Genomic DNA, 21,756 nt, shown 5'->3' with positions numbered 1-21,756 from the left:
CAAAGGCGCTAAGGAGCAAAGACGCAAAGGAAGAAATTAAGAGGAGTTGGAGTTTACCAAAAATAACCGGGTTTGATTGTGGTTTCTCGTTTGTTGGAGTTATATTGGAGTAGGTATTCACGGGCTATGGCTTCGGTTTCTTTCAGGTTTTGATATTCTTTTTTAGCGATTTCGGTGTCGGTGGAAAGGAGAATTACTTGGTGACTGGCTGAGGGAAAGTATCTTTCTACTAGGTTGTTACGGTGGGAGGAGTCTAGTCTTCCTAAGGGGGTGTCTATGGCTATGGGTAAACGTCTTCCTGATACTTTAGCTAATCCCCACAAAAATGCGATCGCTAATAGTTGTTTTTCTCCTGCTGAAAGCCGATGTTTGGGAACCGGTTTTCCATTGTAATCATATAATGATAAACCGAAGGTTTTACTGTCTATGGCTATGCGATGTACTAGGTCTGATTTATGTAATAAATATAGAAAACAGTTTTTTACTTCTTCTTCTAATTTATTCAATTTTCTCAGGGTTAATCTTTCTCGAAATATCTTTAATGTTTGTTGAACTTTTGTCGCCGAATCAATAATATGTTCACTATTTTGATATTTAAGATTTTCTACTGTATATTCATTTAATTCTTGTCTCAATTTTTTGGTTTCTGCTTCTAATTCTATCAGTTTTTGATTCATCATTTCTGCTTGATATTTAATTTGATTAAATCCAGTTTGTGCCTCCTTAACTGCTTTTTGTAATTTCATATATTCCTCCGGTGCGGCCGCTGTTTGTACTTGTCTTTCTAGGGTGAGTATTTCTTCTTCATAATTAGTTAATTCATCTAATTGTTTTTGGGCTGTATTTTGACCAATTTGCAACCGATAGGTTATATTGTCAACTAAACTTAAACTTTCTTCATCTGCATTTAACCAGGTATTTTCTGTTGATAATTTATTGCTATATAAATTATTGATATCCTCAGCTAAAAAGGATTGAATATTACTAATTTTAGTATTTTCTAGATTTAATTGTTTTAGCCAATTCATTAATCTTTCATCTCTCGCAATTAAGACATCTTTAGCTAATTGAATTTGTTGAGTTTTCATTTCTTTTTCTCCCTGTCTTTGAATTTGAGATAATAAAGGACTAATTAACGCTAAAGGTAAAACATCATCAGCTAGTTCACATAAGGACTCACGGACATTATTCGCAAGTTTGATTTTCTCTTCTCTTTGTTTTTCTAATTGACTACGTTCAGCAGCAATTTTACCACCTTCATTCACAAATTTATCTAAAGCTTCTTCCTGAATTTTTTCTAATTCTGCAACTTTTATATTAACAGTTGCTAGTCTTTGCCGATTATTTTCATATTCTTGCTGTTTTTCATGAAGTTTAGTCTCAATTTCTTCTAATTTACCTAAATCTTTATTATCTGCAAATTCTCGTTTTTTGCGATTGACTAAAATCTCTAAATCAATTGCTAATTTATCTGCTAATTCTAAACCCAAAAGTCCATTAATTGCGTCAACAACTATGGGTGGTGGTATTTCCTGTTCTGCAAGTTCTTTAACTTGTTCACCGTCAAAGAGAAATAAATTAGAAATACCTAAAGGTAGGATATTTTCTATATATTCATCCCAAATATTAACTAAAGAATCAATTGGCCAAGTTTCATCATCTCCTAAAATACCTAAATGGTCTTTACCGTCTTTCGGATTTTTTTCCCAAGTCCGTACAACTCGATATTGTATGGGTTTATCTTCTTCAATATGTTCAAAAACCAATTCAATTCTAGTTTTTTCTGTGGGGTTAGCTTTACTGTTGACACATTGGGTTAAAAAATCACTATAACTCAGATTTCCTCTAGTTGAACATTGGGCGCGTTGTCCATATAATGCGAGACGAATGGCATCTATTAAGGTGGTTTTTCCGCCACCATTCATTCCCCCTAAAAGGATAATGGGGCGGGCGTTATCTTCATCAATTTGGGGGTTAAGGTTGATGATTTGTTTACCAGCATAAGGACCGAAGTTTTGCAGAACTAATTCTAGGAAGATCATGATACAATTTTGGATTTTAGATTTGGGATTTGAGATTTGGGATTTGAGATTGATATTGTTATCTATCGGATGACTATGGGAAGGTTAAATATATTACTTTCTTCCCACCGAATAATATGGATTAAATGAACCACGTTCGCAGAGCGTCCCGAAGGGATAGGAGCGAAGAACGCGAAGAAAAAAGGAACAAGAAAGAAGAAGTTATTCTTACCCTGGGAAGGAAGTATTCTATTGGTCTGGGCTATTATCTGAGTTCTTTTGTGCATATTTGAAATTAGCCCAAGTTTGTGGTTTACTCTCTTCTTTATCGGGAGTATCTCCTAATGTTAATTGTTTGACTTTTTCCCGCACTGTAGCAACATCACCTTCTAATGCTGCTTGTCGTAAATCTCTTTTTAAATGGGCATTTCTAATGGCTACTTCTGGAGAACGGGAACTTGTATCAAAGCATTTTTCTAGGCTTTCGTAAATACCCACACGGCGAGTTTTTTTCTTAAATTGTCTTTCTGTATCTAATAGTCTGGCCATTAATTCTAAGTGCATTCCGTCACCTTCACAAATTTCTTCTAATACTCCCCATTCATCACTACCAAGTATACTTTGATCTGCGCCAGGACGGGGATCTTTAAATACTTCTCCTGTCACTTCTTCATATATTCGGGGAACACTATCATCAAATTCGTGTTTTTCTTCTAACCAGATTCGGCGAATTTCACTTAATTCTGCTTGAGAAATCAGGGTAATATCCCGCATATTTTCCGGCGCGTTTTGACGCATTTCTTTTTGCGCTGTTAATAATTTTCTTAACCAATATTCTCGCCAATATTTTGTATATGGTCCAGGTATAGGTTCAATAGATGTTCCACCGTCTACATTACGTTCAAATAGTTGAACTTCTCCCCAGATACGGCGAAAGTCTCTTTTTTCGCGGTCACGGTCAACATCTAATTCAGCACGAAAATCAACTAATGGTTGCAACCATTCTTTCTCTTCATCATTTTGAATCATTGCTTGCATAGATTTATCACTATTAACTAATGTGCAAACCCAGCAACCAAAGCGAGAACTACCACAACTAGGAGTAGAAGTATCAACAACTAAAGGACATTCATTATCTGCTGTTGCACCTCTATACATAGAAAATAAATCTTTATTGCTATATCCCCAAGGGTTTGAAAACTGCATTAAATATAGCCAAACTTCATCAGTTCGCCAATCTTCAATTGGTGTATAAAGTAGAGAATTTATTAGGTTAGGATGAGGACAAAGGCGTTCTCTAACTCGACTTGCTTCACGTTTTATCATTATCAAACCGCGAGTTATGCTTTCAGTTTTGCGAGTTCCTAAAATAACAATTGTTTCACCACTAGCCCTCACAACATCACGAATAAAAAGATTAGAAGGTTCAATTTTTAATCGTCCAGTACACCAGCGAAATTTATTACGCGGTGCTGGGTAGCCTTTACCAATTAAACCTGCCCAATATGTTTGTTTAGTTTCTGGTTGCAGTAAATGAGGTTGTATTGGCATTTTTTGCTCTTGAGCAGCAACTTCCATTTGTTTTAATGAGTTTTTTACCCAAGCAGAAACATAGGGATTTTCTACTCCTGTATCTGTCGTAATTACATGAATTGGTTTAGTTCTTTTTTCCGGTGGGAGTCCAGAAATTGCATTCCAAATAAGCTGTAAAGTAGCAGTGCTGTCTTTTCCCCCTGAATAGCCTACCACCCAAGGTATTTCATCTAAACAATACAATTCTTGAATTTCTGTAGTCAAAGCTTGGATATACTCCACTAACTCTGGTACAGTACGATTTTGCTGATTTTTATTTTCTGGCTGTTGTGAATAAGTCATTTTTCCCCTACTTGTAGATACATGAACCTAAAATCAATACTTCCCCGTAGCATAATGGAGTTATTTAGTATAGATACATACATATATTTATGCGTGCAACATAATATTTTAAAAAATAACATCATTAGTATCCATTTTTTTGGATAATAAAGCAACAATTAGTCAATAAGTTTTTAAAAATTAACATGAATGATAGTACAAACACACTAAATAATCAACTCGCTAATGAGTATCTAGAAAGGGAAAATAACGATAAACAGGTATTAGCTTTACTGCTAAACCGGTTTTTAGAGAAAAAAGACCAAATTCTTGTCCAAAAAACCGAAATGGGTGGTACTGAGGCTTATATAGGTTCTGTCACCTTGGAATGGTTCGCGGGACGGGTACATTTTGCGTCAGGTTTACCTCTCCTGCAAAAAAAGTACAACCCAGATACGGAAAATATTGAAATTGATGCTGATAGCATTGATGAAATTCAACAACGACCTGTTGATTGGTCGCGTCAAGCCCCGTTAGTACAGTATTTAGCAGCAAGAAAAAACCATAAATTTCCGGCTGTTTTGGTGGTAATTAATCAACCTTGGGTAGATAACCCCAAAGCAGCGGAGTGGGATAGTCAAGGACGGGCTAAAAAAGCGACGACTGATTTTATACCCTTAGATAAAGATGGTAAGGTTGGTTTACTGAATATTTCTGAAGAAAATGTGACAATTTATGCTTTAGATGGTCAACATAGATTAATGGGTGTACAGGGCTTAATGGAATTAATTAAATCTGGTAAACTCCAACGTTATAAAAAAGATAAAACTGCTGATGAAACTTTTATTACTTTATCTGATTTGATAGATAAATATCAAGTAGAACCTGCTTATTTACAAAGTTTATCTAAAGAAAAAATTGGTATTGAATTTATTTGTGCGGTCAATGCTGGAGAAACTCATACAGAAGCAAAACGACGAATCAGATCAATTTTTGTTCATGTAAATTTGATGGCTGCACCTTTAAGTAAAGGTCAGTTAGCACAATTAAATGAAGATGATGGTTTTGCTATTGTAGCGCGAAAAATTGCCGTTACACATCCACTTTTAGAACCAAAGCCAAATCGCAATTCCCGTGTTAATTGGAATAGTGCTACAGTAGCCGCTAATTCTACGGTTTTAACGACTTTACAAGCCCTACAAGATATGTCTGAAAGATATTTGGGGCAAAAGTTCCCTCACTGGAAACCTTTAGAAAAAGGGTTAATTCCCATGCGTCCAGAAAATGAAGAAATTCAGGAAGGAATTGCAGATTTTAGATTACTTTTTGATCATTTAGCTAATCTTCCCAGTTATAAAATATTGGAACATGAAGAAACAACAGTTTTACGTCGCTTCCATTTTGAAAAAGACGGGGGTGAGGGAAATATGCTATTTCGTCCAGTTTCTCAAATTGCTTTAGCGCAAGCTTTGGGAAATTTGGTATTTAAAAAAGGTTTTGCTTTGACGGATATTTTTAAAAAGTTAGAAAAATTTGACCGTCAAGGGGGTTTTAGTGGTATGGAATATCCTCAATCTTTATGGTATGGGGTTTTATATGATCCGAATAAAAAGCGGGTACAAGTAGTAGGAAAAGATTTAGCTGTGAAGTTATTGATTTATATTTTGGGGGGAATGACCGAAAAAATGGAAATTACTGCTTTACGTAAGGCTTTAGCTAATGCTAGGACCATAGAAGAACAAACTATAGGTTTTGATGGAAAATTGGTAAAACCTCAAGATGTAGGACTTCCGGTTATTTTATAATAATAGCTAATTAAGGCTGAAATATATTATAACGATGCCATTGTAAAGCTTCAATATCTGGAAAATACTTCTCTACTTTAGGTAATATGAGTATTTCCCCATGAAATTCTGTTATTGTTCTAGCATGGGGAGATATTTCTTCTAAGTCTTTGCTAACGATAATTTTGTATTTTTCATCAACAGCAAACCAACCTCTATCAAAAGCCCAATGATGATTTTTACAAAGCGCTATTCCATTATGTATTCTACTGTCATAAAATGTAGAAAACGGCTTTATATGTGCGCCGTCAACAATATTTTGATTACCCGTTTTATTAACTTTCAACCCACAAAAAGCGCATTTACAATCATATACAGAAACAACAGCTTTTCTAAAAAAAGCATTTCTAATTAGTGTTTTTTTTAAACTCCATTTAGGGTTGTTAGGTAAATTTTCAATATCATCTAGTTTTTCTACTTCTGGATAATCTTGAAAAGTTTGATTAATTTGTAAAAATTCTTCAATTTCATCTTCATTATCCGAGAAAAAAGCGGCTACAAGTGAATCAATTAATTCTTTTCGACAAGATTCATCTTGTAAATAGTTAAATAATTCACTGTCTAAATATGCGTATTCAACAGCTTGTTTTAATTGATTAGTTGTTTTTGGTTGTAAATTATTAAAACCTGCTTTAATTTCTACGTGCCAAAATCTCTCACTTTGCAGATGAAAAAATGGATAGTGTAAACCCCCTTTATAAGATTGTGAGCCAATAACATTCCAATATTTATTAAAAGCTTGAATTAATTCATCTGAGACAAAAATTTGATTATTGGTAATAACTCCTCTCATAATCAAATCAATTACGGTTAAAAGTAATATTGGTTTATATTGAGCATTACCACGTTTTCGGCTATTACTTACTCTTAAATTAGAAAACTTCTCACAATAAAAACGAAGATTATTCATATTTCACTACTTGTTAAAAAACGCGAACAAAATGGATTATTTTAAAAATCTAGTTAAATTAAATTCTCCTTCTATATTATTTTCTTGATAATCTATTGCTTTTCTTAAAATCAATAGAAATTGTATCTCATAATCAACAACTCCGCGTAATTCAGTTTGTAATATTTCTAATCCCCCATTAGCATATTCTTCAAATATTTGAGTCCGTTTATCCTCATATTCATCTTCTCTAGAAGCAAGTATTTGGATATCATTTGTCTCAACAATTCCTAATAATTTTATAATTTTGTCATAACCCAGCGAAGCAAAATTTTCTTGTGGAATTGGAGAAGGGTCTCTTTTTGTAGTATCTCGCAAAGGAACACTTTTTTTATACTTTATTCCTAATGCTGCTGCAAATATCATCACCTCCACATAAGTTTGGAAAAGTCCTGGTGTTTCCTTAGAAGCTAGTAACGATTTAACTAACTCAGCCTTATCTTGAGCAATTTTAATTCTATTTGCAGCCATAATTATAAAATCTACACCCCTAACATCATAAACCAACGCTAACTTACTAATACCACACAATCACCCTCCCCTCTGCGACTCTGCGAGAGAAAAAAATCAAAAAACATCCTCATAAACCAGACAAAGAGGAAAAGTAAAATCAACACTAACCAAATGTACATCATCACCCTCAACAAAAGGATGTAACTCCCATAAACCCCTATCATTTAACCGAAAACAATCCAAACCTACCTTATCAGCACTAATTAAAACATATTCCTGCAAAGTTGGAATCTGTCTATATAACTGAAACTTACCCCCCCTATCATAAGCTTCCGTACTCGAAGAAAGCACCTCAACGACTAAACAAGGAAATTGAATAAACTTAATCGCTTTTTTATCTTTAGGGTGACAACTAACAACAACATCAGGATAAGTAAACGGACCATTTTCCGATATACCTATTTTAGCATCAGCAATGTTAACACGACACTTACCACCTTTTAAATGATTTTTTAACCCAGAAGCTAAATTAAAAGCAATATCATTATGAGGAATAGTTCCCCCGGTCATAGCAAAAACTTCACCATTGATATATTCATATTTAATATCTTGCTTTTCCTCCCACTCCAAATACTCTAGAGGACTCATATAACTTGTATCAAAATTAGCAACCATAACATTTACCTCCTGATTTTCCGTAAAATAAATTAACTAAAAATTTGCAACAACCAGCGATTAACTTCACCATCATCTTGAGTTAAACTACGTTGAATAGCTTCCTGAACAATAGCTATTTGTAAACCTGGTAAAACCTTGGACTCCTCAATTCTTCTACTCCCACCGTCAATAATTTCAAAAGCAATAATATCATTATTATTAGCATTCATTACCCAATATTCCTTTACACCTAATCGTTCATAGAGTAGTCGCTTAAAACCCAAATCATCATTAATAGAAGAAGCAGCAACTTCTACCACTAGAGTAGGCGCTGCTAACTCATTAATATTGACAGGAGAATTATTCAAAGGTGGAAATTTGATTTTATCCCCAATATAAAAAGCTAAATCAGGTTGACATTCTCCTTCACTCGTCCTGCGAAAACTGGTATTTACCCAACCTTTAATTTTAATGTTTTTCAATGTCGCATAAAAATTCACAACATTTGCAACAACATTATTATTATTTCCATGAATTGAACCAACTGGTAACATTTCTACCCTCATATAATTTTGATAAAAATAAAATCTTCCGTGCTGATAATCAGAATGTTCAGCGACTTCCAGAAATTCATCCCAACTTACCTTTACCCAACTATCTGTCACCAAACTTAAAGAACTAACAACCATTTCTTTCTTCCTTTGCGCCTTTGCGCCTTTGCGTGAGATATATTAATTCCGTTCCACCTCAACAATTTCCGTATATTCAAAACCATTCAAACTCTGTCGCACCAAAGAATATCGTTCCCCGTGTAACTCAATAAAATCCTGTTCACAATTAGGCTTAGAAGAATAATAAACCAAAACATATTCCTTCCCGATTTTATCAACAATTTCCTCCTCAACTTCTATCCTCCATTGAGTTTTAGTCACCAACACAACCAACTGATTTGCTAATTTAGGAATAGTACGCGCAATGTGACGACGGGAATTAGCATCTAAACTCCCAAAAGGGGAATCCATAACAATCGGAAAAGTGCTACTATCGGGAACCATCATCATTTTTTTCTTCTCACTCCACTCGCGCACCTTATCAATAATACTAGCAATGAAAGACAGACTGAGAATTTGATTTTCTCCCGTAGAAGCTGCGACTGGTGCTTCAATTCCCGTGGTATTTTCTACTAAACTTAATTCATAGTTTTCGCTAATTTTGGGAATATAGGGAGTAAAAGAAATCTCTGAAAATATTTCCTGTACTCGCTGTTCCAATTGCAGACGAAACTGATTTTCTTGACGGTTTTTCACTTCTGACAATCGTTCAATAGCATCCTGAGTAGCATTAATACGACGTTGTGCTAAAAATTGTTTTTCCTCATTTTGTTTTTGCTTAGATATTTGTTTGATCAAAGTATCCATACTTATTTTTAAGTGAGAAAGTTCCTGGTGATTTGCACCTTGTTCCCGATTTAATTCATCAATTTTAGATTCAATTTCATCCAGACGTTTTTGTAAATTACTAATTTCCTCATTGGGATCTTTTCGTAATTGTTCTTCAATAGTTGTTAATTCCAATTCGACTTGATTGAGATTTTCCCTCAACTGTTGAATTCTTAATTGTTCCCTATCCGCTTCTTCCCAAAAAGCAACAGCTTGTTTATCAATTTCGTCAACTTGTGCGCTCATTCTAATTGCGGTTTCTTCTACAGTTGAAGAACCGGCTTTTCGCATTAGGTTTTTCACATGAAAATGAGTATGAGTTCCTTCCCTTAAATCTGCACCACAAATACAACGTCCAGTATTCAGTAAATCATTGACAAATTCCCGCGAAATCCCTGCTGTTAATTCACCACGTTTTTTTAAATCTGTAAATATTTCCCGAAATTTAGCGGTAGTTTCTGTTAGCAAAACAGTATAACCCCGTGCGGAAATAACTTTTTTTAAATTCTCCCGTGTTTTTTTCAATTCTGATCGCAAACTATTTCTTTGCGATTCTAAATTTTGCCTTTTTTCCTGTAATTCTTTAACAGCACTCAATTCTCTTAGTTTATTACTGACCTCCTTTTTAAATACCTGTTGATATTCTAATTCTTGATTTATTTCTGTTTGACGTTTATTAATGGTTTCAATTTCTAATTCTTGTTTTTGTTGCTTGGTTAATAACTGTTTAGTTTCTGAATCACCAATATTTTTAAACTCAGTTTCTAAAGACTTTTTTGCTTCTTTCAAGTGTTTAATAGAAAGTTCAATTACTTCCACACCTAAAAAAATTCTAATTGCTTCTGCAATTTCCGCTTTATTATGAGAACGCACAATTTCCTCAATACGTTCACCGTCAAAGAAAAAATATTGATGTAAACTTAATGGTAGAATTTGGGTAATTATTTCCTCTGGTAACTGATTAGGAATTTTCCATTGACCATCATCTCCACCTAACCACATAGTTAACTGAGTCTTACCAGTTTCTATTAAATCACTTTGGTTTTTATAGACTCGACAACCACGTTTAGCACGATAGCGAATATTTTCATGTTCCCAACCAATTTCTACTGAACATTCTACAGGTTGACCAGGTTGAGATTCTGCGATCGCCCGTTTATTTACTAACTGTTCGGTTGACGCAAAAGCAGCACTAAATTTCTCATATAAAACCCAAGTAAACCCATTCAAAATACTAGTTTTACCTGCTCCATTACTACCATAAATCATCGTTGTATTGCGAATATCTCCATTAGCTAAAATTATCTCTGGAGTTTTTCCATAAAAGGAACGAAAATTACATAATTTAATCGAAGTTAGCCTCATTGTACTGCTTCCTTAACAATTGTGAGAATATCATCATTAATATGGCCTTTGCTTTTTCTATCTAATCTACTTTTTTCTAATCTCCATACTCTTTCAATAATTTGCTTTACCTCTGGTGGTGCGCTGGAAATTGGTTCTTGTACATCTTCAATATTTGCTTCTGGTATCATCTTAAAACGGTAATAAATTTATTTTCTATTTTAACCAGTTCTGATACTATTTTTATATAATCGCAATGCACAACCAGCTTTTGGTTCATTACAAATTTTAACGTAGCCAGAAGCGAGGGAATAAATTCCCTGTCTAATAGCTCAAGTCGGTTTTAACCGACTATTATAGGGGTATGCACTTGGATTAGATACACAATTGCTTTATCAAATTCAAGTTAAAATAAAAATCGTACCCTAGCTTTAGGAAAACTAACCATGACAGTTACTATTGCTAAATGGAGTTTAGACGACTATCATCGCATGATTGAAGTTGGTCTTTTAGCTGGTCGTCAAGTTGAACTACTAAATGGAGAAATTATCAACATGACACCGGAAGGACCAGAACACGCCCAAATTAATACTGATTCTGCTGAATATCTGCGGGAATTACTCGGTTCAAAAGCACTGGTAAGAGATGCAAAACCTATTACAATACCTAATAGTAATTCAGAACCAGAACCAGATTTAGCAATAGTTGAACCACTGCGAACTATTTATCGTACTCATCATCCTTACCCTGAAAATATATTTTGGTTAATCGAATATTCTAAAACTACTTTAAGTAAAGATTTAGAGATAAAACGCAAAACCTATGCTGCTGCATTAATTAATGAGTATTGGGTAGTAGACTTAAGAAATCAACAATTAAAAGTGTTTAGAGAACCAATAAATGGTGATTATTCTCAAGAATTAACCTTTACTTGCGGTGAAATATCGCCTTTAGCATTTCCAGAAATTAAAATTTCTATTCAACGGTTACTACAAGGATTTTAACAATAAATCAATCGGGTGCGGCTTTTTTGAGCAGGCAAAAATAAATTTAGGTTTTGGGGGTTGACTTGCGCCGCCAGGCGTGATATTTTGATAATGGTAATGCGTGCCTCCATAAAAATTTTATCAATACTCCATTATACTAATATAGCACGTCGGCGGCGATGTTGCAACCCCACCCCGAAAAAAAAATTTGCCCCCCCCCGACGCAAAGCTGAGAAATTGTGTAGAATTGCTAGGTATAACGTTCAAGCTAGATAATGGATTTTAATCTGCAAGCGCCCTTTGTCCCTACTGGTGATCAACCACAAGCGATCGCTCAACTTTCTGCTAGTATTCAAAAAGGAAATCATTATCAAACATTACTGGGTGCGACAGGAACCGGGAAGACATTTTCCATAGCCGCAGTTATTGCTAAAGTGAATAAACCTACTCTAGTATTAGCACATAATAAGACATTAGCAGCCCAATTATGTAATGAACTGCGGGAGTTTTTTCCTAATAATGCAGTTGAGTATTTTGTTAGTTATTATGATTATTATCAACCCGAAGCATATCTACCGGTTACAGATACTTATATAGAGAAAACATCAGCAATTAATGAAGAAATAGATATGTTACGACATTCTGCTACTCGTTCGTTATTTGAACGTCGGGATGTAATTGTTGTGGCTTCAATTAGTTGTATTTATGGTTTAGGAATGCCGGCAGAATATTTAAAAGCTGCAATTCGATTACAAATAGGAATGGAAATAGATCCCCGGCAAATTTTACGTGATTTAACAGCAGTTCAATATAGTCGTAACGACATAGAAATGGGGAGGGGGAAATTTCGAGTCCGAGGTGATGTTTTAGAAATTTCTCCGGCTTACGAAGATAGAATTATTCGCGTGGAATTTTTTGGTGATGAAATTGATGCAATCAGATATATAGATCCTGTCAGCGGTGAAATGATTGGTAATTTAGAAGTAGTAAATATTTATCCTGCGCGTCACTTTGTTACTCCTAAAGAAAGAGTAGAAATAGCTTGTGAAGATATCGCTAGAGAATTAAAACAGCAAAAATTAATATTAGAAGAAACGGGGAAATTAGTCGAAGCGCAACGTATTGATCAACGCACCCGTTATGATTTAGAAATGTTAAGAGAGGTGGGATATTGTAACGGAGTAGAAAATTATTCTCGTCATTTAGCCGGAAGACAAGCAGGAGAACCACCCGAATGTTTAATTGATTATTTTCCCAAAGATTGGTTATTAGTTATAGATGAATCTCATGTTACCGTTCCCCAAATTCGGGGAATGTATAACGGAGATCAAGCGAGGAAAAAAGTATTAATAGATCATGGTTTTCGACTTCCCAGTGCTGCGGATAATCGTCCTTTAAAAGCAGAAGAATTTTGGCAAAAAGTCAATCAATGTATTTTTGTTTCTGCAACTCCAGGAAATTGGGAATTAGAGATTTCTGAAGATCATATTATTGAACAAGTAATTAGACCGACGGGAGTAATTGACCCAGAAATATTTGTGCGGCCAACGGAAGGACAAATTGATGATTTATTAGGAGAAATAAAAGATCGAGTTGACCGTCAGGAAAGAACCTTAATTACAACATTAACTAAACGTATGGCGGAAGATTTGACCGAATATTTAGAAGATAGAGGAATTAGAATCAGATATTTGCATTCAGAAATTAATTCTATTCAACGGATAGAAATTTTACAAGATTTACAAAATGGTGTTTTTGATGTCTTAGTTGGTGTAAACTTGTTGCGGGAGGGTTTAGACTTACCAGAAGTTTCTTTAGTTGCAATTATGGACGCAGATAAAGAAGGATTTTTGAGAACAGAACGTTCTTTAATTCAAACTATTGGACGCGCAGCACGTCATATTAAAGGAAAAGCAATTTTATATGCTGATAAATTAACAGATAGTATGATTAAAGCTATTGATGAAACTGATAGAAGAAGGGGGATTCAAATGGCTTATAATAAACTACATGGAATTACACCCCAACCGATTAAGAAAAAGTCGAGTAATGCGATTTTATCATTTTTAGATGCTTCTCGGCGTTTAAATGCTAGTGATTTAAAAATAGTTGATGAACATTTAGATGAATTATCTTTGGAAGATATTCCTGAGTTAATTATCTTATTAGAAAAACAGATGAAAGAAGCAGCGAAGAAGATGGAATTTGAAGAAGCGGGAAAATTGCGCGATCGCATTAAGCATTTAAGAGATAAAATGTTAGGCCGTTAACTGTGAACTCATCGTAAACAACGAATGGCTTCCAACATCCCCCTCGCTTTATTCAGAGTTTCCTCATATTCCCTTTCCGGTTCCGAGTCAGCTACCAAACCCGCACCCGCTTGGACAGTTACAGTCTGATTATGTAATACCATAGTTCTAATAGCGATCGCAGTATTCAATTGTCCTTCAAAATCATAATATCCATATACACCGGAATACACACCTCTGCGACTCGGTTCTAACTGATTAATAATTTCCATAGCGCGGATTTTGGGCGCACCGCTGACAGTTCCCGCAGGAAAACACGCTTTAAGTAAATCCCAAGCCGTTTTACCAGGTGCTAATTTACCCATTACATTACTGACAATGTGCATCACATGAGAGTAGCGTTCAATGATCATTAATTCATCAACTTTAACACTACCGCTGCTGCATACCCGCCCTAAATCATTGCGTCCTAAATCTATTAACATCACGTGTTCGGCGATTTCCTTGGGGTCTTGAAGTAAATCTTCCGCAAAAGCCGCATCTTCCTGGCTGTTCTTTCCTCTAGGTCGAGTTCCCGCAATGGGACGCACTGTAGCGATAATTTCCCCTTGATCATTGCGTTCAGCTTTCACCATGATTTCGGGACTAGAACCGATAATTTGCCAGTTCTGGAAGTTAAAATAGGCCATGTAAGGTGAGGGATTGATTTGACGTAAAGAACGATACAAAGCAAAGGGATCACCTGTATATTCTGTGGATAAACGTTGAGAAATGACTACTTGAAAAATATCCCCAGCTTTAATGTATGCTTTCGCTTTTTCCACACTAGCGCAAAATTCTGGGCGGGTAAAGTTACTCGTATATTCCTCTATTCCCCCTTTAGTCCTGTTTCTAGGTGCTGTCCAAGATAATTTGGTCTTTTCTGGTGATAGAGGTAAAGATAGCTTTCTGACCATTTCCTGAATGCGATCGCTCGCCTCTTGATATGCTACCTTTAAATCAGTTGAATTACGTAAATCCGCGTAGGCGATCGCCCAAATTTTCCGTTTTACCTGGTCAAAAATCAATAACTGATCGACCTGCATCCATAATCCATCAGGGATATTGCGCTGATCTTGGGCATGAATTGGCACACGCGGCTCAATCCAATTTATTAATTCATAGCCCCAAAACCCAAATAAACCGCCAATTCCTGAAGGTAGCTCTGGTAATTTTACTGGATGATAAGGTGCTAAACATTCAGATAAAACTGCAAAGGGATCACCTGTAAAAACCTGTTGAGAACCATCTCGATGTATTTGCGTAGTTTTATCACCCCTGGCTTCCAAAATCCACAAAGGGTCACAACCCAATAAACTATAACGTCCTAACTTTTCCCCACCTTCCACCGATTCCAGCAAAAAGCTATAAGGTTGATCTGCACAAACTTTATACCAAGCAGATACAGGCGTATCTAAGTCGGCGATCCATTCTTGATACAAGGGAACAAAATTACCTTGGCTAGTCAGCTTCACAAACTGCTCGAAATCGGGGAATATCATAAATAATTGGCAATTAACAATTAAAAATTCGTAAACAAGTTTTTTGTCATGGGTAAGGGGGCAAAATTTTCTCCCCATTACCCATTACCCACTAAGGATTAAACATCGTGAGTAGCTTTACCGCTGAACTTGATTTGTGCGGGATTGGGGTTTTGACCGATTCTGCGGGGTACGTGACGAACCATAGAACGTCCAGCATTTACCTTTTCAGGGAAGACACCATCAGCAGGGTGAATCATAGTGGTTTCGCCACTTGGTAAAATGCGGTAAACCTTGTAATCGGTGATTTTGAACTTGCGAAGTTGCGCGCCTAAAGCAATACCATACTCTTTGCGAGCAATGTATAACAGGTTTTCGCCTTTTACCATCTTAGCCGCGCCACCAGTGGGCATTTCAAACACTTGCTCCTTGGGGCTAGTCCAGGTGATAGCGTACTTTTCTTCTACTTCCGCTTTTGTGAGTAGACCACCAGTGCTGCCACCAAAGATTGGGGTTTTGCCAGTCAGAGTTGCCATAATCTATCTCTTGTAGGTTTTTAGGGCATACTAACATCGGAACTCGACTTATGTTGCGATTCCGTTATAGACTGTAACAGTTTTTAGTCACTTTAGTTATTAACTGCTCCTAACTACCCAGCACAATAGGAATTGTAAAATGCAACTGACTACCTTGGTCTTTACCTGCGGACTGGGCCCAAATTTTTCCGCCCCAGCCATTGACAATTTGCCGACAAATTGCTAAACCCAATCCAGTTCCACCTGTCGTCCGGCGTAATGCCCCTTCCTCCTGGTAAAAGCGGTCAAAGACGATTTCTAGGCAGTTAGGTTCAATTCCCCTGCCTGTGTCCGATATGATGACTTCTAGGGTCTCCTGAAGGGTGCTAATGGCATTAATAGTAATCTTTCCTGAAGCCGGAGTAAATTTACAAGCATTATCTATAAGTTTGGCTAATACTTCCACCAACCAATCACCGTCAGCCCTGACTAAAGGCAAATTTTGGGGAATTTGGATTTTAATTTGCGGTAGCTTTTCTTGGCTAGAGCGCGTCCGTAAACGACTCAGCGCTAAATCTACACATTCTTGGATGGTTAATGATTCAGGATGCCATTCTACCCGGCCACTTTCTAGGTTAGAAAGGGTTAAAAAGTCTTGTACCAGTTTCCGCATTCTTTCCGAATCAGAAAGCGCGGTATTCAACATCACCTGTTGCAATTCCCGTGGCATATCTGGTTCTGTCGCCAAGCTTTCTAAACAAACTTGAATGGTAGATAGCGGGGTGCGAAGTTCATGGCCTGTAATAGCAATTAAATTCCTCCGAGTTCGGTCTAAAGCTTCTAGTTGTTGGTTAAGTTCTTCTAAATTTGCAAAAGATTCCGCTTGAATCAGCGCTGCACCGATTTGAGTCGCTATGGCTTGTACTAAATCTACCTCCCCTGGTTGCCACTCATGGGCGGGAAAATGACAATGATGTAACTCCACAATTCCCAGAAGTCTTCCTTGATATAATACAGGTTCTATTAACCAAGAACGCACCCCAAACTGCCGGACAATTTTCGATAAAGTCGCTGATTTCTTGACTTGACTATCTGTTTGTGTATCAACTACATATACTCCCTCCCCCCGCTCCACTACCTGCTGAAATAGAGGATTATGTTGTAACTCCCAACTTTGACCTAGTACAGATGTGACCTCAGAATTTAAAAATTCATGCTCAATTATGGCTTTACCATCTGTAGATTGGGCGCGATAAATTAGACATCGACAGGTTTGTAACTGTTGACCCAACTCTTGAGCCGCAACTTCCAGAATTTCCCGTGGATCAAGCGATCGCCTAATTGCTGTACTAATGGAATTTACTAACCTTTCTTTCCGAGCTTGAGCCGCAATTGAACGGTAAGCTTTATGTAGTTTATACTGACTAGCTTGAAGATATGTTACCAACCTTTGCACAAAGGGATCTGTATCAATATCACAAGCATATTCATGGCTGGAATTAACTCCTGACTTATTGAATGATTCACCAATTCTAAACCGCTGCTTGACTCGATCAACCTTCCGCGCTAAATCCGGCCGATAAACCTTAATTCTATTTAATAACAATTGGGCGGCCTTGAGACACGTTCCTTTTTCCGATGTCCAAATTCCCTCAAATCTTCGTGCTGTATCCATATCCAAACTAGGAATCATCTCTGGGATATATTGATTTTTGGACTGAGAACCAAGACTTTCACGACAGATCAAACAGCTAGAATAGTTATCAGCAACCACTACTAAATGCCATTCTTGAGTTAACCCATCATCAGGCTCAAAAGCTATCTTTTCATAGTCATCAGCAGCTTGAGCAAACTCAGTCTCTGGTGCAGATAATACATATATTTGCTTACTTTTTTCCCCAAGTCGTTGATAACGATGGGCTTCTTGACGATAGAATCGCTCTTTCTGAAAACTAGCAATGATCAAGGGTTGGTCTAAATTAGCTGCCAAAACCTGATCTTCTATGGCATGGGAGAGCGCCGTTAGTGAAGCCTTAAAATATAACTGGGGTCGCAGATAGGGAAGTGACTTGAGTAAATCACTCAATACGGAAGTCGAAATGCTCATGAATATATTGAATTTAAACGCCCAATCTAGACAAGATTCACGTTACTGGTCAGTGGTCATTGGTTAATTAATACCAAAAATGCTAAAATCCTCAAAACAGGCGATCGCGCAAGCAGTTAGCTGTTTGATTTCCCAACTGGCAGACACCTTATGAAATATAACATAGTCTGTATTGAATCCCCCCTCTATTTCACAATTGAGGGGGTGATTAAGTGAGATTAAGCCGTAAAATACTTCGCTGCTGGGTGATAAGCAATAATCGCCGTTGTAGACTGTTCAGGATAAAGTTGTTCACTTTCATCCATGTACATCTTCATTCTTTCCACCTCCAACAACCGTAACTGCTGAAACTGGTCCTGAATATTCGGACAAGCCGGATAGCCGAAACTATACCGAGAACCCTGATAACGCTGCGCCAGAATATCCCGAATATTATCCGGTTCAGAATCACCAAAACCCAACTCCCGGCGGATTCTCGCGTGAGTCCATTCAGCCAAAGCCTCCGCCACCTGCACAGCAATACCATGAAAATACAAATAATCAGTGTATTGATTATTAGCAAACAGCTTTTGAGCAAATTCCGTGGCCACTTCCCCCACAGTCACCGCTTGCATAGGGAAAACATCAATTATTCCCGACTCCTTGGGTGCAAAGAAATCTGCAATACACAAGCGATTCAAAGACTTCTGACGGGGAAACTCAAAACTAACCCTTACCTCCGTGTCCTCTGTGCCTCCGTGGTTCGTTTCATAAATCAATAAACTATTCCCCACAGACTGACAAGGAAAATACCCATAAATCACATGAGGGTGCAATAAATTTTCCTCAATAATTCGCCCTTTCCACTCCTCTAAAACCGGGTAAACTTTATCAGCTAAAAACCCTTGATATTCTTCCTTAGATTGTTCCTTGGGTTTACGGAATTGCCATTGTCCAGCCACCAAAGCTTGCAAATCCAAATACCAAAATAATTCCTCCAAAGAAATATCATCAGGTTGTAAAAACTGCGTTCCCCAAAAAGGTGGTTTTGGACGTTCAATATCTACAGCCACAAAATCAGAACGCCGCGTATCAACCTCTTTTTTAATGTCAGTATTATCTATTGTGGGGTGGGCATCTTGCCCGCCCTTTTCCCCAACAGATTCATGGCCATTTTCCTCGTTAACTTCATCCAAAAACCCTTGGAGATCATCCCAATTACCAGCTATTTTGGCCGGCATGAGTTTATCCATAAAATGCAAATCAGAAAAGGCATCCTTACCGTAAATTACCTTACCTTGGTAAGTATTTTGGCAATCTTGATAAACAAACTTAGGAGTTAAAGCAGCGCCACCTAAAATCACTGGTACAGTAATACCCTTTTCATTAAAAGTCTGTAAATTCTCCTTCATAAAAGCGGTGGATTTTACTAATAATCCACTCATGGCAATACAATCAGGTTGATACTGTTCGTAAGCTTGAATGATGTTTTCTACAGATTGTTTAATGCCCAGATTAATCACTTTATAACCATTGTTAGATAAAATGATATCCACCAGGTTTTTACCAATATCATGTACATCACCTTTGACAGTAGCAATTACAAAAGTTCCTTTGGCATTATTACCGGATTCCGATTTTTCCATGAACGGTTCTAGATAGGCAACCGCAGCTTTCATAGTCTCCGCTGATTGTAACACAAAAGGTAATTGCATTTGTCCAGAACCGAACAATTCACCTACAACTTTCATCCCGTCTAATAAGAAAGTATTGATGATTTCTAGGGCAGGATATTGTTCTAAAGCTTTTGTCAATTGAGTTTCTAAACCAATGCGTTCACCGTCAATAACATGACGTTTCAAACGTTCTTCAATTGGTAAATTTTCATCAATTCCCGTATTACGTTTAGTTTTGACTCCTGCAAAAATTGTTGTTAATTCTCCTAAAGGATCATAAACGCAGACATTACCATCAAATCTGCGTTCATCGTAAATTAACTGGCGACAAACTTCTTGATGTTGAGGTTCGATTTTAGTAAGTGGTAAAATTTTACTCGCGCTGACAATTGCTGCATCCATGCCCGCATTCATGGCTTCATGCAAAAACATCGAATTTAGTACCATCCGCGCTGCTGGATTTAAGCCAAAGGAAATATTAGAAACACCTAATACGACATGACTTCCGGGCAAATCTTGGCGAATCCGACGAATTGATTCTATTGTCGCCTTACCATTTTCCCGATCTTCTTCAATCCCAGTGGAAATAGGTAGAGCTAGGGTATCAAAAAATATTTCCGTGGGCGGAATACCATATTCTACAGCTTGACGGTAAGCACGTTGGGCAATTTGAAATTTTTTGTCCGCAGTCCGGGCCATACCATCTTCATCAATTGTCCCAATAATTACACCTGCACCGTATTTTTTGGCTAATTCTAGGACTTTTAAAAATCGTGGTTCACCATCTTCGTAATTAGTAGAATTGAGTAAACACTTACCACCAGCGACTTTTAACCCCGCTTCCATTTTTTCCCATTCGGTGGAATCCAGCATTAAAGGTAGTGTAACGTTATTGACTATCCTAGAAACCAATTCGTGCATATCACGCACGCCGTCCCGTCCTACATAGTCCACGTTAACATCTAGGATATGTGCGCCTTCTTTGACTTGACTCCGTGCCATTGAGACTAAACCATCCCAGTCTTCGGCGTTGAGTAAATCACGGCATTTTTTAGAACCACTGGCGTTAAGACGTTCACCAATAATCAAGAAAGAATTATCTTGATTGTAGGCTTGAGTAGTATAAATTGATGCAGCCGCTGGTTCTAAACTCGGTTGTCTAACTTTCGGTTTTAACTCTTTGGCAATTTCCGCCAATTGTTGAATGTGTGCTGGCCGTGTCCCACAGCAACCCCCAATCACTTGGACACCTAAATCTTCAATAAAGTGCATTAACGCCATCCGTAATTCAACGGGTGTTAATCGGTAATGTGCTTGACCACCGACGTTTTCCGGTAAACCTGCGTTGGGAATACAGGAAACTACGAAGCGGGAATGTTCTGATAAATACTTGATATGTGGTTTCATCAAGTCGGGACCAGTGGCGCAATTTAAACCCAGAATATCAATGGGGTAAGGTTCTAAAATCGTCAGAACGGCGTTTATTTCTGTACCTACCAGCATTGTTCCCATGCTTTCCATGGTGACAGACACCATTAATGGTCTTCTTTCCCCTTTTTTGGCAAAAACTTCCTCAATTCCATTTAATGCAGCTTTAATTTGCAGCACGTCTTGGCAGGTTTCTACTAGGAATAAATCCACACCACCATCGAACAAGGCTTCTGCTTGTTCCGCAAAAGAGGCTTTCATTGTATCAAAATCAATATGCCCCAAGGTGGGGAGTTTGGTTGTCGGTCCAATAGAACCAGCGACAAATCTAGGTTTTTCCGGGGTGGAAAATTCCGCAGCGACGCTTTTGGCCAGTTCGGCGGCAGTTTTGGTGAGATAATAAGCCTGGTCTGCTAGGTCGTATTCTGCTAGGACTATGGACATAGAACCAAAGGTATCAGTTTCAATGACATCAGCGCCAGCTGCCAGAAAATCACGGTGAACTTTGGCGACGGCTTCCGGTTTACTATGAACTAGATATTCGTTACAACCTTCATATTGCGCCCCTCCAAAGTCTTCAGCCGTCAGGTTCTGGCTTTGTAGGTTTGTTCCCATAGCGCCGTCAAAAACGATTACGGGACGTTCTGGACTATGTAGATGTTTGAGAAAGGGATGGGTCATAATTGTGTTAAAAAAATAATGTTGGTTTTGTTATCTTAGACTTATTTTATGATC

Annotated in this window: 15 protein-coding genes; 3 read left to right on the top strand and 12 right to left on the bottom strand. The window is 37.3% G+C overall.

All coding sequences use genetic code 11. The features are described from left to right. Nucleotides 1-53: 53 nt before the first annotated feature. Both dndD and dndC read right to left on the bottom strand, forming a co-directional pair. On the bottom strand, nucleotides 54-2,042 hold the full coding sequence (gene dndD / locus H6G25_RS17960) for a DNA sulfur modification protein DndD (RefSeq protein WP_190393667.1): 1,989 nt from the start codon (nucleotides 2,040-2,042) through the stop codon (nucleotides 54-56). A 228-nt stretch (nucleotides 2,043-2,270) separates the two neighbouring features. Further along, nucleotides 2,271-3,896 carry a DNA phosphorothioation system sulfurtransferase DndC gene (dndC, locus tag H6G25_RS17955; RefSeq protein WP_190393666.1) on the bottom strand — a complete coding sequence of 542 codons (1,626 nt, stop codon included), beginning with the start codon at nucleotides 3,894-3,896 and terminating at the stop codon, nucleotides 2,271-2,273. Between the two features lie 185 nt (nucleotides 3,897-4,081). Here dndC and H6G25_RS17950 point away from each other — a divergent pair, with 185 nt between their 5' ends. Then, complete coding sequence (locus H6G25_RS17950; protein WP_190393665.1) at nucleotides 4,082-5,680, top strand: DGQHR domain-containing protein; 1,599 nt, start codon at nucleotides 4,082-4,084, stop codon at nucleotides 5,678-5,680. A 10-nt stretch (nucleotides 5,681-5,690) separates the two neighbouring features. On the opposite strand, the gene H6G25_RS17945 is transcribed toward H6G25_RS17950, so the two are convergent. The 6 genes from H6G25_RS17945 to H6G25_RS17920 all read right to left on the bottom strand — a co-directional run bounded on the left by H6G25_RS17945 (nucleotide 5,691) and on the right by H6G25_RS17920 (nucleotide 10,752). After that, the gene (locus tag H6G25_RS17945; protein WP_190393664.1) at nucleotides 5,691-6,629 is read right to left on the bottom strand and encodes an HNH endonuclease; all 939 of its coding nucleotides are present in this window, start codon (nucleotides 6,627-6,629) and stop codon (nucleotides 5,691-5,693) included. A gap of 36 nt (nucleotides 6,630-6,665) precedes the next feature. Then, entirely contained in the window at nucleotides 6,666-7,139 is a 474-nt protein-coding gene (locus H6G25_RS17940) for a DNA phosphorothioation-associated protein 4 (RefSeq protein WP_190393663.1), read from the bottom strand. A 96-nt stretch (nucleotides 7,140-7,235) separates the two neighbouring features. Then, the gene (locus H6G25_RS17935; RefSeq protein ID WP_190393662.1) at nucleotides 7,236-7,796 is read right to left on the bottom strand and encodes a Uma2 family endonuclease; all 561 of its coding nucleotides are present in this window, start codon (nucleotides 7,794-7,796) and stop codon (nucleotides 7,236-7,238) included. A 32-nt stretch (nucleotides 7,797-7,828) separates the two neighbouring features. Beyond that, nucleotides 7,829-8,467 carry a Uma2 family endonuclease gene (locus tag H6G25_RS17930; protein WP_190393661.1) on the bottom strand — a complete coding sequence of 213 codons (639 nt, stop codon included), beginning with the start codon at nucleotides 8,465-8,467 and terminating at the stop codon, nucleotides 7,829-7,831. A 42-nt stretch (nucleotides 8,468-8,509) separates the two neighbouring features. Next, on the bottom strand, nucleotides 8,510-10,582 hold the full coding sequence (locus tag H6G25_RS17925) for an AAA family ATPase (protein WP_190393660.1): 2,073 nt from the start codon (nucleotides 10,580-10,582) through the stop codon (nucleotides 8,510-8,512). Next, entirely contained in the window at nucleotides 10,579-10,752 is a 174-nt protein-coding gene (locus tag H6G25_RS17920) for a hypothetical protein (RefSeq protein ID WP_190393659.1), read from the bottom strand. Before H6G25_RS17920 ends, H6G25_RS17925 begins: the two co-directional genes overlap by 4 nt. A gap of 255 nt (nucleotides 10,753-11,007) precedes the next feature. On the opposite strand from H6G25_RS17920, the gene H6G25_RS17915 reads away from it, so the two are divergent. Continuing rightward, nucleotides 11,008-11,565 carry a Uma2 family endonuclease gene (locus tag H6G25_RS17915; RefSeq protein ID WP_190393658.1) on the top strand — a complete coding sequence of 186 codons (558 nt, stop codon included), beginning with the start codon at nucleotides 11,008-11,010 and terminating at the stop codon, nucleotides 11,563-11,565. 254 nt (nucleotides 11,566-11,819) lie between these two features. Beyond that, nucleotides 11,820-13,817: an excinuclease ABC subunit UvrB gene (gene uvrB, locus H6G25_RS17910; protein ID WP_347239216.1), complete on the top strand. Its 1,998-nt coding sequence runs from the start codon at nucleotides 11,820-11,822 to the stop codon at nucleotides 13,815-13,817. 8 nt (nucleotides 13,818-13,825) lie between these two features. On the opposite strand, the gene trpE is transcribed toward uvrB, so the two are convergent. From trpE to metH, 4 genes are all read right to left on the bottom strand, one after another. After that, nucleotides 13,826-15,337 (bottom strand): anthranilate synthase component I, encoded by a 1,512-nt coding sequence (gene trpE, locus H6G25_RS17905; protein WP_190393656.1) that lies wholly within the window; start codon nucleotides 15,335-15,337, stop codon nucleotides 13,826-13,828. 98 nt (nucleotides 15,338-15,435) lie between these two features. Continuing rightward, nucleotides 15,436-15,855: a photosystem I reaction center subunit II PsaD gene (locus H6G25_RS17900; protein ID WP_137907939.1), complete on the bottom strand. Its 420-nt coding sequence runs from the start codon at nucleotides 15,853-15,855 to the stop codon at nucleotides 15,436-15,438. A gap of 106 nt (nucleotides 15,856-15,961) precedes the next feature. Beyond that, nucleotides 15,962-17,938 carry a DICT sensory domain-containing protein gene (locus H6G25_RS17895; RefSeq protein WP_190393655.1) on the bottom strand — a complete coding sequence of 659 codons (1,977 nt, stop codon included), beginning with the start codon at nucleotides 17,936-17,938 and terminating at the stop codon, nucleotides 15,962-15,964. Between the two features lie 218 nt (nucleotides 17,939-18,156). Continuing rightward, nucleotides 18,157-21,702 carry a methionine synthase gene (gene metH / locus H6G25_RS17890; RefSeq protein WP_190393654.1) on the bottom strand — a complete coding sequence of 1,182 codons (3,546 nt, stop codon included), beginning with the start codon at nucleotides 21,700-21,702 and terminating at the stop codon, nucleotides 18,157-18,159. Nucleotides 21,703-21,756 lie beyond the last annotated feature (54 nt).

Origin of the sequence: Dolichospermum sp. FACHB-1091, assembly GCF_014697585.1 — a bacterium.
Classification (GTDB): Bacteria; Cyanobacteriota; Cyanobacteriia; order Cyanobacteriales; family Nostocaceae; genus Dolichospermum.
This window is presented reverse-complemented; position numbering and strand designations above follow the sequence as displayed.

Bases quoted from the DNA above. Each gene is read 5' to 3' on its own strand.
- H6G25_RS17935 (WP_190393662.1), bottom strand. From the start codon at position 7,796: ATGGTTGCTAATTTTGATACAAGTTATATGAGTCCTCTAGAGTATTTG.
- dndD (WP_190393667.1), bottom strand. From the start codon at position 2,042: ATGATCTTCCTAGAATTAGTTCTGCAAAACTTCGGTCCTTATGCTGGT.
- H6G25_RS17920 (WP_190393659.1), bottom strand. From the start codon at position 10,752: ATGATACCAGAAGCAAATATTGAAGATGTACAAGAACCAATTTCCAGC.
- H6G25_RS17945 (WP_190393664.1), bottom strand. From the start codon at position 6,629: ATGAATAATCTTCGTTTTTATTGTGAGAAGTTTTCTAATTTAAGAGTA.
- H6G25_RS17930 (WP_190393661.1), bottom strand. From the start codon at position 8,467: ATGGTTGTTAGTTCTTTAAGTTTGGTGACAGATAGTTGGGTAAAGGTA.
- H6G25_RS17895 (WP_190393655.1), bottom strand. From the start codon at position 17,938: ATGAGCATTTCGACTTCCGTATTGAGTGATTTACTCAAGTCACTTCCC.
- dndC (WP_190393666.1), bottom strand. From the start codon at position 3,896: ATGACTTATTCACAACAGCCAGAAAATAAAAATCAGCAAAATCGTACT.
- H6G25_RS17915 (WP_190393658.1), top strand. From the start codon at position 11,008: ATGACAGTTACTATTGCTAAATGGAGTTTAGACGACTATCATCGCATG.
- H6G25_RS17925 (WP_190393660.1), bottom strand. From the start codon at position 10,582: ATGAGGCTAACTTCGATTAAATTATGTAATTTTCGTTCCTTTTATGGA.
- H6G25_RS17940 (WP_190393663.1), bottom strand. From the start codon at position 7,139: ATGGCTGCAAATAGAATTAAAATTGCTCAAGATAAGGCTGAGTTAGTT.
- trpE (WP_190393656.1), bottom strand. From the start codon at position 15,337: ATGATATTCCCCGATTTCGAGCAGTTTGTGAAGCTGACTAGCCAAGGT.
- metH (WP_190393654.1), bottom strand. From the start codon at position 21,702: ATGACCCATCCCTTTCTCAAACATCTACATAGTCCAGAACGTCCCGTA.
- H6G25_RS17950 (WP_190393665.1), top strand. From the start codon at position 4,082: ATGAATGATAGTACAAACACACTAAATAATCAACTCGCTAATGAGTAT.